Source organism: Streptomyces sp. NPDC090045 (assembly GCF_044747975.1).
Taxonomy (GTDB): Bacteria; Actinomycetota; Actinomycetes; order Streptomycetales; family Streptomycetaceae; genus Streptomyces.
This window is the reverse complement of sequence record NZ_JBIVFA010000012.1, coordinates 83,802-96,187: the sequence shown is the minus strand read 5'-3', so window position 1 is coordinate 96,187 and position 12,386 is coordinate 83,802. Positions and strand designations below refer to the sequence as shown.

Below are 12,386 nucleotides of genomic sequence, written 5' to 3'. Positions count from 1 at the left end.
TCGCGGCGCACGCCTGGGGGCGATGGGTGGTCCTCGGCCGCCTGTGGCTCCCGCTCAGAGGCCGCCTGCCCTGGCGGGCCGCGCACCCGGCTGCGTTGGAGCCGTTCAACGGGCGGTTCTACCCGCGAGTCGTTCACGCGGATTCAGCGCGGGATCAGGAGCGTGGTGACGGTGCTGGCGCGGGTGATGGGGACAGGGGGCGAAGCTGCTGTGCTCCGACGGGTTTGGCTGTTCTCGAGATGATCGCTGTCTCGGCGGAGGTGACACCGAGGGGGCCGAGTACGTCGGTGGTGAAGGCGAACAGGGCTGCCAGGTCGGGGCAGTACACGGCGGCTATCAGGTTGGCGGGTCCGGTGGTGGCCGCCACGGCGTGGGTGTGGGGGTGCGCGGCCAAGGCGTCGCCGACTTCCCGTAGGCGCGCGGGGGGAACGTTCAGCCAGAGCGCGGCGTCGATGTCCATGCCGAGCAGGCGGGGATCGATGACGACGTGGGTCCGCAGCATTCCGGCGTCGGTCAGTCTGCGCAGTCGGCGCCGGACCGTGCTCTCCGGGGTTTCGGCGAGTTGGGCCAGCGTGGCGTGCGGCAGGCGGGCGTCCTTGCCGAGGAGTGCCAGCAGTCGCTCGTCGAGCGCGTCCGTCGCGAACGCCCCGATACCTGCGGGGGCCGGGGCGAGGGCGGCGATCTGATCGGAGGTCAGGGCGTCGGCGCGCCAGTGCGCCGCGTCGGCGAAGACGTGCAGGACGCTGTGGGCGGTGGTGGAGACGACGGCGCCGGTGGCGGGGAGCTGGTGGTGGAGCAGCCGGTCGCGTGTGAGAGGGCCGCCGGTGAGGACGACGTTGATCTCCTCGCCGCCCAGGACGATGTCCGCCGTGAGTACGTCCGGGCGCCTGGCGAACGACTCCGCGATGGTGTCGACCTTCCCGCGCAGGACCCGCACGCGGAGCACGGTGGCGCCGACCGCCTGCGCCGTTCCGGTCGTACGCACCACGCGGAGTACCCCTGCGCGCTGCATCCGCTGGAGTCGGCGGGTGACGGTGCGAGGGGAGACTTCCAGGACCGCGGCCATGCGGGAGATCTCCGCCCGGCCGTCGATCTGCAGCGCCCCGACGATGCGCCGGTCGAGTGTGTCGAGCGGGATGCCGGAATCCGCAGGTCTGATCTCCATGGAGTCCAGTGTCCGCCACATTCTGCCTGTGCTGGACCGCTTGCGTTTCCGGTCGCGTAGTTGTGGTGCCAGCCGGCCGCACACACGCCGAGGCCGGCCCGGACGAACGCCTGTTGGGGCGTATAGGTCAAGGAGTCACGCATGAAAGAGTTCCAGGAACTGCTGCCCCAGGTGGTCAAGGCCGTTCGGGAGGTGGGTGCCTTCGTGGCCGCCCGTCATACCGGTTCCGCACTGGGTGGACTGGACGTCGACGGAGTGATCGCGGTGTTCCGGATGGTCGACGCGCCGGCCTCGGAGCTGCTGCGCGAGCGGCTCAGCGCCCTTCGGCCGCAGGCCCGGTGGGCGCCGGACGAGATCGGCACGGCGGTGGCGTCCACCGGGGAGCAGTGGGTGTGCGACGCAGTCGACGGGGCGGTGCACTTCCTCCAGGGGCTGCCGTACTGGGGCGTGACCGTCACTCTGGTGGCTGACGGCCGTCCCGTGCTGGCCGTGCTGGACGCGCCACACCTGGGCTTCCTCTACACCGCGGTTGAAGGCGGTGGCGCTCATCTCAATGGCCGTCTGCTCAGTACCTCGGGCAAGAGCCTGGCGGCGGCACTGGCGTGCACGAGCCAGCCCCCGTACAACCGGGAACCGGAGAAGGCGGGCGCCTCGCTGACGGCGATGCTCCGGCACACGCTGGCCGTGCGGAACCTGGGCCCGACGGCCCTTCAGGTCGCCCAGGTGGGATCCGGTCACGTGGACGTCTTCTGGGAGTACGGCGAGGACGCGAACAACCTCCTGTCGGGCGCACTGATCGCCCGCGAGAGCGGAGCGCTGGTCACCGACGCCGAGGGCAAGGCCTGGACGCCGGCGTCGACCAGCTTCGTCGCCGCCCCTGCGGCCCTGCACGCCGACGTGCTGCGCGTGCTCGCCGCCGCCCCCGTGCACAACGCCGCGTGAGCGGCGGCCCCGCAGTGGAACTGCACCGCATCCCGGTGGGTGACATCGAGTTGAACGTGGCCACGGCAGGCGAGGGCCCGGCCATCCTGCTGCTGCACGGATTCCCGCACACGTGGCAGCTGTGGACCGACGTCCTGCCCGTACTCGCCGGCCGATACCGGGTGATCGCGCCGGACCTGCGGGGCTTCGGCGCCAGTACCCGGGCCGCGGACGGCTACGATGCAGCCACCCTCGCGGCCGACGCCGAATCCCTCCTGGACGCGCTTGGCGAGAGGTCCGCGGTGGTCGGCATCGACGCCGGCGCCCCGCCCGCCTTCCTGATGGCCATGCGCCGCCCCTCTCTCGTCCGGCGCCTCGTCCTCATGGAATCCCTGCTGGGATCCCTGCCGGGCGCCGAGGAGTTCCTGACCGGCGGACCGCCGTGGTGGTTCGGATTCCACCAGGTCCCCGGCCTCGCGGAAACGGTACTGACCGGCCACGAAGCCGACTACATCGACTGGTTCCTCGACTCCGGCACCCTGGGACAAGGGGGTGCGCAAGGACATCCGGGACGCGTTCGTCCACGCCTACACGGGCAGCGAGGCCCTGCGCTGCGCCTTCTCGTACTACCGGGCACTGCCCACCAGCGCCGGCCAGATCCGGCGCGCAGCCGACGACGGGCGGCTCACCGTCCCCACCCTGGCCATCGGCGCCCACCCCGTGGGCGACGCCCTCGCCCGCCAACTGCGACCCCTGGCCGACGACCTCGCCGGCCACGTCATCGAGGACTGCGGCCACATCATCCCCCTCCACCGCCCCGAAGCCCTCCTCAGCCTCCTGAACCCGTTCCTCGCAGCGTGACCCGTTGCGCCACGTCTCGAGAAGGAAAGACGACATGCCCACACCCGCACGCCGCAAGCGCCTCGCGCTGCTCCCGACGGTCGCCGTGCTGCCGCTCGCCCTGCTGGCCGCCCCGCCCGCAGCCGCGGACGACTACGATCCCAACAGCCCCGCCCAGCGGCTGTGCAAGGACGCGGCCGGCCTCGCCGGCAACCCCTTCGACTCGCAGACAACCGCCACCCTGATCGGCTGCGTCAACGCGGTGGCCGAGAACTCCGCGCACAACCGACACCTGCGCAACGTCTTCGTCGAGGAACTGACACGGCAGATCTCACTGGCGCTCGACGGCCGCCACAACTTCGTCATCTTCAACACCGACGAATGGGACGAGTACGGCATCCACACCAGCCGCCGCACCGCCTACCACGCCGATCTCACCGATGTGGCCACCGAGTTCGACCTCCGCTACGAGCTCCCACCGGACTTCTCGAAGGCGAAATACAACTACCACGTCTGGATCTTCAAAGGCGGCGGCACCTTCCTCAACGAGCTCGACGGCGGCTACCTCAACTGGGCCTTCGGCGGCTACTGGCAGCGCAGCACCAGAACCCGCACCTGGCAGTGCGGACCCTCGGTCTTCAACACCTGCTCCCACCAGGACGCCCTCGTCACCTTCTCACCGGCCCCAGACCGCCCCGGCATCCCCGCACAGCCCACCGACCCGGGCGACCCCCTCACCCCCGGCACACCCGCAATCCCCAGCGACCCCGGAAACGCCCAGGCCCCCGCCCTCCCCGCCGAACGAGTCGGCAACGGGGTCCCCAAGAGCCCACCGCTGCTGCGCCCCGGCAGCTACACCGTCCTGCGCAACAAGAAGACCGGCCTGGTCGCCGAACCGTACCGGGGCCGCACAGGCAACGGCACCCGCGTGGACGCACGTACCAGGACCTCATCGGTCTGGCAGAAATGGACCCTGAACAAGCGGAACAACGGCAAGTGGTCTCTCGCCGTCGCCGCGGAGAGCGCACAAGTCCTCAACGCCAACAACAACTCCAAGCGCACCCTCGACGGAGACGCCGCCTTCGCACAGCTGTGGGCCTGGAACCAGGGCGGTGACAACAAGGAATGGACCCTGCGCCCGGCCTCGGGAGGCACTCACCAGATCATCGCCCACAACGGCCGCTGCCTCACCGCGACCGCCAACGGCGAACCCCTGCGTCTGCGCGCCTGCGCCGCTTCCAACACGGCACAGCAGTGGCACCTCGACGAGATCACCGTCACCGGCGGCCCCACGCAGGGAGGCGATGCCTGACCCGACGACCCCAACCCCGCGTCCCGGCCAGTCGGGTGTGATGACTGGCCGCGGTCCGGAGAGGGCCTCCGGGCTCAACGTCCGCCGGAGCTTGTGCTGATCACCTTTCATCGAGCTCTGGCGGCCGTACTGGGCCCGTGGAGGTGGCGATGTCGCCGTAGAGGCGGAACAGCCGCAGCCGCCCGGGGTCCTCCTCGTCGTCGGAGGCGAGGGCTTCCCAGCACTGTGCGGCCAGTGTGCGGGCGCGGGTGCCCGGCCAGGGCTGGGTTAGCAGTTCAGGGGGCAGGAGCGGGTCGGGTTCCATGGCGGTGGTGAAGGCCGCGGCGAGCTCGATCGCATACGTCAGCCGCTCGATGCCGGTGGGCGGTCGCGGCGCGGACAGCCGGGTCAGGCGGGCCGAGGCGAGCGCGGCCAGCTCCTCGTACCGTGCGGCGATCGTCGGCAGCGGCCAGAGCCGGGCGGCAAGCCGGGTGGCTTCGCCCTCCTCGCCGAGCCGCAGGTCCCGGCTGGTCAGGCGGGTCAGGGAGGCGAGGACCCCGAGGTGGCGCGCGTGCGCCTCGACGATGTCGCCGATCGCGTTGGCGCTGACGTAGAGCCCGCCCTGGAGGGGGGCCGCGCCGAGGTGGAGCAGGGTGTCCCGCAGCGCGTCGCGGGCCTGCCGGGCGGTCTCGGGGATGGCGAAGGCGAACAGGTGCCAGGTCCCGTCCCAGGGGGCGAGGCCCCGGTCCTGCCGGTAGGCGTGGCGGACGTACTCCACGTCGGGCGCGACGGCTCCGGTGGGGTCGGCGGTGGCCAGCAAGCGGGCCTTGCGGCCGCGGCCCTCCTGGGTGAACCGGCCTTCGGCGATGAGCCGTTTGAGGCAGAGCCGGACCTGTTGGTCGGTCATGCCGAGGGCCTCGGCGACGGCGTACAGCTCGCCGGCGTCGACCCTGCCGTCCTCACGGACCAGGGCGAACACCAGCGTCCTGGTCCCGATCTCGGGCGCGACCGGTTCCGTTGAGTGTCCGCTGGTCATCGCTGCTGCTCCTCGAGGCTGCCGGGGGTGCCGTCGCCAGGACGGGCGGCGACGGCCCGATGCATGGTAGTCACCGCGCCGAAGCCCATGAGGCCCTTCAGGTACGGCGTCTGCTCGGTGCGCACGGCGTCGAAGTCGTGGTGTTCGTACAGGGCGCGGGCGCGCGGATTGACGTCGATGACGTCCAGGCGGACGCGTGAGCAGCCGTGTTCGGCCGCGACGGCCGCGATCTCGGTGAGCAGCAGGCTGCCGACGCCCTTGCCCCGCCCGGCCGGGTCGACGGCGATGCCGTCCATGACCAGTTCACCGGGCTCGGGGGTGCGTTCGAGCAGGGCCAGCACGGCGAGCCGGGGCAGCCCGCGGAAGAGCCCGTAGGCCGACAGTACGTCGCGCACCGTCCCACCGGTCAGTCCGCGCCCGCCCAGCCGGTACCCGGCCACCCCGACCACCCGTTGCCCGTCCGGGGCGAGGGCGACCACGGCGCGGTCGTGGTGGAGGTGGCGGGCGATGAAGGCCCGGCCGTGCTCGGGCGGGTTGAGGGCGGCCCCGAGCTTGCGGCCGAAAGCCTCCCAGTACAGGGCTGCGACCTGGTCCTCGGCTCCGTGCGGTACGCCGCGCCGGATGACGACTGCTGTGTTCATGATTCCTCCTCGCGCTCTACGTACGAACATAGTACGGTCGAAACTGAAACGAGCGTTCTTTGTTCGATAGTTTCCGGGGGAGGGGTGGAATGCCACCGATGACAGCGGTACGTACGAGACGCCGACGGGTCGCGCGGGCCGTGGGCGCAACGCTCGCCGCACTGGCCCTCGTGGCGGCGGCGCTGGGAGGGCTGGCGGCCTGGCAGAACACCTACGACCTGCGCGAGCGAGAGGTGACCGTACGCCACGGCGGACGCACCCTGAACGGCGTGCTGGCCCTGCCCAAGGAGGGGAAGGGCCCGTTCCCCCTCGTCGTCTTCGTCCACGGCGACGGCCCGGTCGACGCCACCCACGACACGTTCTACCGGCCGATCTGGGAAGCCTTCGCCCGCGCCGGCTACGCCTCGCTGTCCTGGAACAAGCCGGGCGTGGGCGGCTCACCGGGCGACTGGCTCGACCAGTCCATGGACGACCGCGCCGATGAAGCCGCCGACGCCATCGCCTGGGCCCGACAGCAACCCGACATCGACGGGCACCGGATCGGCCTCTGGGGCGCCAGCCAGGCGGGCTGGGTACTGCCCAAGATCGCGGCGAAGGACCACGGCGTCCGGTTCGTGATCGCCGTCTCGCCCGCCCTCAACTGGCACCAGCAGGGCCGCTACAACCTCCTCGCCGAACTGCACCGCGACCGCGCCTCCGACACCGAGACCGCCGCCGCGCTGTGCCGCCGCGAGACGGGCCTGCAACTGCTCGCACGCGGAGCCCCGTACGAGGAATATGTCCGCGCCGTCGGGGACCCGCAGGGCATGACGCCCGCCCGCTGGCGGTTCGTCTCCAAGAACCACACGGCCGACGCCACCGCCGACCTCCCGGCGCTGCGCGGCACCCCCGTCCTGCTGGTCCTCGCCGGACACGACGTGAACGTGGACACGACCGACACCGAGACCGGCTACGAGCGGCTGCTGCCCGGGCCCGCCCTGCACGTCGCCCACTACCCCGGTGCCACCCATGGCCTGGTCAAACACGACGTCGAGGCCTCGCGGCTGCGCCTCACCGCTACCGCGGTGTTCGCACCGAGGGCCTTGTTCGCCGAAGGCTTCCTGACCGATCAGCAGAACTTCCTGGCCTCCGTCGACGAGGAAGGCGCAAAGCGATGACCACAGAATCCACCACAGGACCCGCCGCCCGAGAGAACTCCGGAGGGGCCGCTCCGACCGCTCGGCGCCTCGCCCACGTCGACGCACTGCGGGGCTTCGCACTCTGGGGCATCCTGCTCGTCAACATCACCTTCATGGCCTCCGCGTACCGGGGGAGCGGAGTGGACGACCCGGCGTTCGGCTCCGCCCTGGACACCGCCGTCCGTTTCGTCACGGAGGTCTTCTTCGAGGCCAAGTTCTACCTGCTGTTCTCCTTCCTCTTCGGCTACAGCTTCACCCTCCAGATCGCCTCCGCGGAACGCGACGGGGCGAGTTTCCTGCCCCGGTTCCTGCGGCGCTGTGCGGGTCTGTTCGCCCTCGGCCTCCTCCACGCCGTCGTCCTCTTCCCCGGCGACATCCTCACCACCTACGCCGTGCTCGGCCTGGTCCTGCTCGCCGTGCACCGGATCCGGCCGCGCACCGCCGTGCGCACCGCCGTCGTCCTGCTCGGCGCCACCGCCGTCGCCTATCTGCTGCTGGCCGCGCTGGTCGCCGCCGCCGGGGGCGGCGGCGTCGACACCGCCGCAATCACCGAGCAGGGCAGGCAAGCCACCGAAGCACTGCGCGGCGACGCGGGCTCGGTGATCGCCGCCCACCTGCGGCAGCTGCCCGAGGTCGCGTTCATGTTGGCCTTCTTCCAGGCCCCGGCAGCCTTCGCCGCGTTCCTGCTCGGCCTGGCGGCCGGTAAGCGGAAGGCATTGACCGACCCCGCCTGCCACCTGCCGCTCCTGCGGCGCCTGCAATGGACCGGCTTCGCCATCGGTGTGGCGGGCGGCCTGGTCTGGGCACGCGCGAGCCAGGGATACCCGGGGACCGCCTACCAACTGGTCGCGGTGGCCGTGGACGTCGTGACCGCACCGCTCCTAGCGGCCGCCTACGGCGCCACCGTCCTGCGGGTCCTGGCCGGCCCCCGAGGCCCACGGCTGGCGGCGGCCCTGGCTCCCGCCGGCCGGATGACACTGACCAACTACCTCACCCAGTCGCTGGTGCTGGCCTTCGTGTTCACCGGCTTCGGTGCCGCCCTCGTCGGCCGCGTCGCCCCCGCCCTGGTCACCCTGACCGCCCTGACCCTGTTCGCCGCCCAACTCCTCTTCAGCCGCTGGTGGCTGGCCCGCCACCGCTACGGGCCCGTGGAGTGGCTGCTGCGCGCAGCTACCCTGGGCCGTCTGCCGAAGTGGAGGGGGAAAGCAGCATGACGGCACGCCTCTGGCTGGCCCAGGGCCTGGATCCGGTAGATCCGGACGTCGTACTGCCGATCGTGGCCGTCGATCCCGAGGGCGACCCGGCCGAACGCGCCGTCGCCCGACTGTGCAACCAAGGCTACGAAGGGGACAGGTGCCTCTACCTGGTCCGCACAGACGGCTGGGCCGAGCGGCACAGGTCCGACGACGGCACACTCACCGTCTCCGTCGTGGCCTACCGCCCGGCCGGCCAAGGCGACCCGGAACCATCGGACTGCTCGAAACACGACCCGCAGGCCGTACTGCTGCTGACCGTGAGGGCGCCAGTCGCGGCGCACATGCACGCCCGGGCGTCACGCGCCACCGCACTCGTCGTGGCGGAGCGGGAGCGCTCGCTCGGGGACATCGAGGCCGACCTGGCCACCGGCGCCCTGTGGCCACTGATCCTCGCTCCACCACCCGCCGCCTGAGGCGACCGGCCTGTCCTCAGCCACATCGACTGCCGCGGCAAGGGGCGAGTACTTCCGTCGGTGGCGCCGCGACGAGGTGCCGAACTCAGGCGGCCTCCGCCTCGACCGGCAGTTCGGCCAGCCGCCACTCGAGCATGCCGTCCATCAGTCGGATCGCCTTGCGGCCCTCCCTCTGCAGCAGGCGTACGGCGTCGTGGGCGAGGACGCAGTAGGCGCCGCGGCAGTACGCGACGACCTCGACGCCGTCCGGTAGTTCGGCGATGCGTTCGGCGAGTTCCTCCACCGGGATGGAGATCGCGCCGGGGATGTGGCCGGCGGCGTATTCCTCGGCCGGGCGGACGTCGAGGACGACGACTTCGCCCGCTCGTGCACGGGCGAGCAGCTCCTCGCGGTCGACCTCTTCCGCCGCGTCCGTGCCGAGGTATGCGGTGCGTGCCGGTTCGACGGCGGGCTGGTGGGTGTGGGCGACCTGGCGCAGGAGGGCGTAGAGGGTGGCGACATCGTCGCCGGCTAGGCGGTAGTGGATCCGCACGCCCTCGCGGCGGGTGGCGACGAGTCCAGCCTGCTTGAGGGTCTGCAGGTGGGCCGAGGCGGTCGTCAGGTTCAGTCCCGCCGCCTTGGCGAGCGCGTCGACGGTGCGTTCGCCCTGGGCCAGCAGGTCGAGCAGTTCCAGGCGCTTTCCGCTGCTCAGCGCCTTGCCCGTGCGGGCGAAAGCGTCGTACAGGGCCGACTTGCGCGCGGCGTCTCCCATTCCATCCTCCATAGATCCATGGAATATTATATCTATGGGTGGGCGCTGGGACCACCGAGCCCCTACCGTGGCACTTGGAGGACCTGATGGGCTTCGCCGACGATCACTTGACGCCGCTGGTGGACGAGGGGCTGGGCAACAGCGCCTACCTCGTCGACCTCGGCGACGGCCGCGCCCTCGCGGTGGACGCGAGCCGGGACCTGCGCGCGCTGCGGGCCGCTGCCGGACGTCGTCGGCTGCGTGTGGCCTACGCGGCCGACACCCACCTGCACGCCGACTTCCTCTCCGGCGCCGTGCAGCTCGCGCACGACGACGACGCGACAGTGCTGGCCTCGGCCGCCGGCCACCGCGCCTTCCCCCACACACCCCTCGCCGACGGCGACGAGACCGACCTCGGCGGGCTGACCCTGCGAGCCCTGGCCACCCCCGGCCACACCGACGAACACCTCTCCTTCCTCCTCCTGGATGGAACGCGCGAGCTGGGCGTCTTCACCGGCGGCTCGCTGATCGTCGGCTCGGCCGCCCGCACCGACCTCCTCGGCGCCGACCGCGCCGAGGAGCTGGCCCGCGCCCAGTACCACTCGCTGGCACGCCTGGCCGAGCTGCCGGACAGCACGGCGGTCTGGCCCACCCACGGCGCGGGCTCCTTCTGCTCTGCCCCTCCCGGCGCCGAACGCACCACCACCATCGGGGACCAGCGACGGGCCAACCCGCTGCTCGCCGCGCCGGACGAGGACGCCTTCGTGCGGCAATTGCTGGGGAGCCTCGGCTCCTACCCGGCGTACTTCGACCGGCTCGGCGAGGTGAACCGGCGCGGGCCCGCGGTCCTAGGCTCCGCGCCCACGCTCGCCCCGCTCACGGTGGCCGAGGTCCGCAGCCTCATCGACCAGGGCGCCCAGCTCGTCGACGTCCGCTCCGTCGCCGATTTCGCCGCAGGCCACATACCCGGCGCGATTTCCAACCCGCTGCGCGGGCAGTTCGCCACCTGGCTGGGCTGGCTGCTTCCTGGCGACAGCCCGCTCGTGTTCGTCACCTCCCCCGGCCAGGACCTCGCGGAGCTCACCTGGCAGGCCCTGAAGATCGGATACGAGCGGCTGGCCGGGCACCTCGAGGGCGGCATGGACGCCTGGACCTCCGCCGGGGGACAGCGCCAGAGCATCGAACTGCTCACCGCCGACCGCATCGGGGGCCGGCCCGTCCTGGACGTCCGCCAGCGGGCGGAACACACCTTGGGGCACATCGTCGACGCGGTCCACATCGAACTGGGCGATCTCGCAGCCCGCTCCGGCGAGGCTCCGGTCGGCGCCGTCGTGGCCTGCGGTCACGGCGAGCGCGCCATGACGGCCGCCAGCCTCCTGCAGCGCGCCGGGCAGCGGGACCTCGCCGTCCTCGACGGCGGCCCGGGCGACTGGGCCGAGGCCACCGGCCGCCCCCTGCAGGAAGGAGCGTGAGCATCCACGCAAGCGGCGATACCGGTACCGGTTCCGGCATACGGCTCGGGCTGCGGGCCAACCTCCCCCAGTTCGCCCTGCTCGTCGCGGTCAACGCGCTCGTCGGCGGGATGCTCGGCCAGGAACGCACCGTCCTGCCGCTGCTCGCCGACGACGTCTTCCACCTGTCCGCCTACACCGCCGCCCTCACCTACATCGTGGCGTTCGGCGCGACGAAGGCCGTCACCAACTTCTTCGCCGGCACCTGGTCGGACCGCTTCGGCCGCAAGCCGGTCCTGATCGCCGGATGGCTGATCGCCCTGCCCGTGCCCGCGATGCTCGCCTGGGGCCCGTCCTGGTGCTGGATCATCGCCGCGAACATCCTGCTCGGCATCAACCAGGGCCTGACCTGGTCCACCACCGTCATCATGAAGATCGACCTGGCCGGCCCCGAACGCCGAGGACTGGCCATGGGCTTCAACGAAGCCGCCGGATACGGCGCCGTCGCCGTGACCGCCATGGCCACCGGCGCCATCGCCGAACACGCCGGACTGCGCCCCGCCCCGTTCCTCCTCGGGGCCGCCTACGTCGTCCTGGCCCTGGGCCTGTCCGTCTTCGCCGTACGCGAGACCCGCGACCATGCCCGCTTCGAAGCCGTCCGCCACACCAACCCCACCGGCAACGGTCACGACGCGGAACTGACCACCGGCCAGATCGCCCGCCTGACCAGCCTCCGCGACAAGGCCCTCTCCTCCGCCAGCCAGGCCGGACTCGTCAACAACCTCAACGACGCCCTCGCCTGGGGCATCTTCCCCCTCCTCTTCGCCACCCACGGCCTACCCATCGCACAGATCGGCATCCTCGCCTCCCTCTACCCCGCCGTCTGGGGCACAGGCCAGATGCTCACCGGCTGGTGGTCCGACCACATCGGCCGCAAACACCTCATCACCACAGGCATGCTCCTCCAGGCCGCCGCCATCGCCCTCGTCGCCGCCGGCACCACCTTCGCCGTCTGGGCCACCGCCCAGATCCTCCTCGGCATCGGCACCGCCCTCGTCTACCCCACCCTCCTCGCCGTCATCGGTGACGTCGCCCACCCCGCCTGGCGCGCCCGCGCCGTCGGCGTCTACCGCCTCTGGCGCGACGGCGGCTTCGCCGTCGGCGCCCTCACCGCCGGCATCCTCGCCGACGCCTACGGCCTCACCACCGCCATCTACACCATCGCCGCCCTCACCGCCGCCTCCGGCCTCCTCGTCGCGGCACGCATGTACGAAACCCACCCCCGCACCTAGCCACCACACCGGCGAGGTTCATCAGGACCCGGGCTCGGGGGTCTGTCGATGGACGGTGAGCCCCGAGCGTCGTGCGCGCGCCGGGGCTGGTCGCGGCACGGCCACCCGTGCCCCCGAGCGCCTCCCCACACGCCCTGCACGCCACCTTCCGGCGCAGGCAGTCTGGCTCCCG

At 71.8% G+C, this 12,386-nt stretch carries 11 protein-coding genes and 1 pseudogene; 8 read left to right on the top strand and 4 right to left on the bottom strand.

The window, feature by feature from the left end; translation table 11 throughout:
• Window positions 1–154: 154 nt before the first annotated feature.
• A complete protein-coding gene (locus ACIPYQ_RS28360) occupies window positions 155–1,165 on the bottom strand; it encodes an Lrp/AsnC family transcriptional regulator (RefSeq protein WP_401256489.1) in 1,011 nt (336 codons plus the stop codon).
• Window positions 1,166–1,306: 141 nt separating this feature from the next.
• Here ACIPYQ_RS28360 and ACIPYQ_RS28355 point away from each other — a divergent pair, with 141 nt between their 5' ends.
• The 3 genes and pseudogenes from ACIPYQ_RS28355 to ACIPYQ_RS28345 all read left to right on the top strand — a co-directional run bounded on the left by ACIPYQ_RS28355 (window position 1,307) and on the right by ACIPYQ_RS28345 (window position 4,238).
• Window positions 1,307–2,107, top strand: coding sequence for an inositol monophosphatase family protein (locus ACIPYQ_RS28355; RefSeq protein ID WP_401256487.1), 801 nt, complete (start codon window positions 1,307–1,309; stop codon window positions 2,105–2,107).
• Window positions 2,104–2,947, top strand: a pseudogene (locus tag ACIPYQ_RS28350) (alpha/beta fold hydrolase). Before ACIPYQ_RS28355 ends, ACIPYQ_RS28350 begins: the two are co-directional and overlap by 4 nt.
• A gap of 34 nt (window positions 2,948–2,981) precedes the next feature.
• Window positions 2,982–4,238 carry an RICIN domain-containing protein gene (locus ACIPYQ_RS28345; protein WP_401256486.1) on the top strand — a complete coding sequence of 419 codons (1,257 nt, stop codon included), beginning with the start codon at window positions 2,982–2,984 and terminating at the stop codon, window positions 4,236–4,238.
• A 100-nt stretch (window positions 4,239–4,338) separates the two neighbouring features.
• Here ACIPYQ_RS28345 and ACIPYQ_RS28340 read toward each other — a convergent pair whose 3' ends face one another.
• The gene (locus tag ACIPYQ_RS28340; protein WP_401256484.1) at window positions 4,339–5,253 is read right to left on the bottom strand and encodes a PaaX family transcriptional regulator C-terminal domain-containing protein; all 915 of its coding nucleotides are present in this window, start codon (window positions 5,251–5,253) and stop codon (window positions 4,339–4,341) included.
• Window positions 5,250–5,894 (bottom strand): GNAT family N-acetyltransferase, encoded by a 645-nt coding sequence (locus tag ACIPYQ_RS28335; RefSeq protein ID WP_401256482.1) that lies wholly within the window; start codon window positions 5,892–5,894, stop codon window positions 5,250–5,252. Before ACIPYQ_RS28335 ends, ACIPYQ_RS28340 begins: the two co-directional genes overlap by 4 nt.
• Before the next feature lie 98 nt (window positions 5,895–5,992).
• Here ACIPYQ_RS28335 and ACIPYQ_RS28330 point away from each other — a divergent pair, with 98 nt between their 5' ends.
• Genes ACIPYQ_RS28330 through ACIPYQ_RS28320 form a run of 3 tightly spaced genes read left to right on the top strand, consistent with a single transcriptional unit; the run spans window position 5,993 to window position 8,741 of the window.
• A complete protein-coding gene (locus tag ACIPYQ_RS28330) occupies window positions 5,993–7,051 on the top strand; it encodes an alpha/beta hydrolase family protein (protein ID WP_401256480.1) in 1,059 nt (352 codons plus the stop codon).
• The gene (locus ACIPYQ_RS28325; protein WP_401256478.1) at window positions 7,048–8,286 is read left to right on the top strand and encodes a DUF418 domain-containing protein; all 1,239 of its coding nucleotides are present in this window, start codon (window positions 7,048–7,050) and stop codon (window positions 8,284–8,286) included. The genes ACIPYQ_RS28330 and ACIPYQ_RS28325 overlap by 4 nt, the downstream gene beginning before the upstream one ends.
• The gene (locus ACIPYQ_RS28320; protein ID WP_401256477.1) at window positions 8,283–8,741 is read left to right on the top strand and encodes a hypothetical protein; all 459 of its coding nucleotides are present in this window, start codon (window positions 8,283–8,285) and stop codon (window positions 8,739–8,741) included. Before ACIPYQ_RS28325 ends, ACIPYQ_RS28320 begins: the two co-directional genes overlap by 4 nt.
• An 85-nt stretch (window positions 8,742–8,826) precedes the next feature.
• Here the strand turns inward: ACIPYQ_RS28320 and ACIPYQ_RS28315 are convergent, their stop codons facing one another.
• On the bottom strand, window positions 8,827–9,492 hold the full coding sequence (locus tag ACIPYQ_RS28315) for an ArsR/SmtB family transcription factor (protein WP_401256475.1): 666 nt from the start codon (window positions 9,490–9,492) through the stop codon (window positions 8,827–8,829).
• Window positions 9,493–9,578: 86 nt separating this feature from the next.
• Here ACIPYQ_RS28315 and ACIPYQ_RS28310 point away from each other — a divergent pair, with 86 nt between their 5' ends.
• On the top strand, window positions 9,579–10,943 hold the full coding sequence (locus tag ACIPYQ_RS28310; RefSeq protein ID WP_401256473.1) for a rhodanese-like domain-containing protein: 1,365 nt from the start codon (window positions 9,579–9,581) through the stop codon (window positions 10,941–10,943).
• Window positions 10,940–12,214 (top strand): MFS transporter, encoded by a 1,275-nt coding sequence (locus ACIPYQ_RS28305; protein WP_401256471.1) that lies wholly within the window; start codon window positions 10,940–10,942, stop codon window positions 12,212–12,214. Before ACIPYQ_RS28310 ends, ACIPYQ_RS28305 begins: the two co-directional genes overlap by 4 nt.
• Window positions 12,215–12,386 lie beyond the last annotated feature (172 nt).

Coding starts and splice junctions, on each gene's coding strand:
- ACIPYQ_RS28310 (WP_401256473.1), top strand. CDS start 9,579: ATGGGCTTCGCCGACGATCACTTGACGCCGCTGGTGGACGAGGGGCTG.
- ACIPYQ_RS28320 (WP_401256477.1), top strand. CDS start 8,283: ATGACGGCACGCCTCTGGCTGGCCCAGGGCCTGGATCCGGTAGATCCG.
- ACIPYQ_RS28340 (WP_401256484.1), bottom strand. CDS start 5,253: ATGACCAGCGGACACTCAACGGAACCGGTCGCGCCCGAGATCGGGACC.
- ACIPYQ_RS28315 (WP_401256475.1), bottom strand. CDS start 9,492: ATGGGAGACGCCGCGCGCAAGTCGGCCCTGTACGACGCTTTCGCCCGC.
- ACIPYQ_RS28330 (WP_401256480.1), top strand. CDS start 5,993: ATGACAGCGGTACGTACGAGACGCCGACGGGTCGCGCGGGCCGTGGGC.
- ACIPYQ_RS28355 (WP_401256487.1), top strand. CDS start 1,307: ATGAAAGAGTTCCAGGAACTGCTGCCCCAGGTGGTCAAGGCCGTTCGG.
- ACIPYQ_RS28335 (WP_401256482.1), bottom strand. CDS start 5,894: ATGAACACAGCAGTCGTCATCCGGCGCGGCGTACCGCACGGAGCCGAG.
- ACIPYQ_RS28345 (WP_401256486.1), top strand. CDS start 2,982: ATGCCCACACCCGCACGCCGCAAGCGCCTCGCGCTGCTCCCGACGGTC.
- ACIPYQ_RS28360 (WP_401256489.1), bottom strand. CDS start 1,165: ATGGAGATCAGACCTGCGGATTCCGGCATCCCGCTCGACACACTCGAC.
- ACIPYQ_RS28325 (WP_401256478.1), top strand. CDS start 7,048: ATGACCACAGAATCCACCACAGGACCCGCCGCCCGAGAGAACTCCGGA.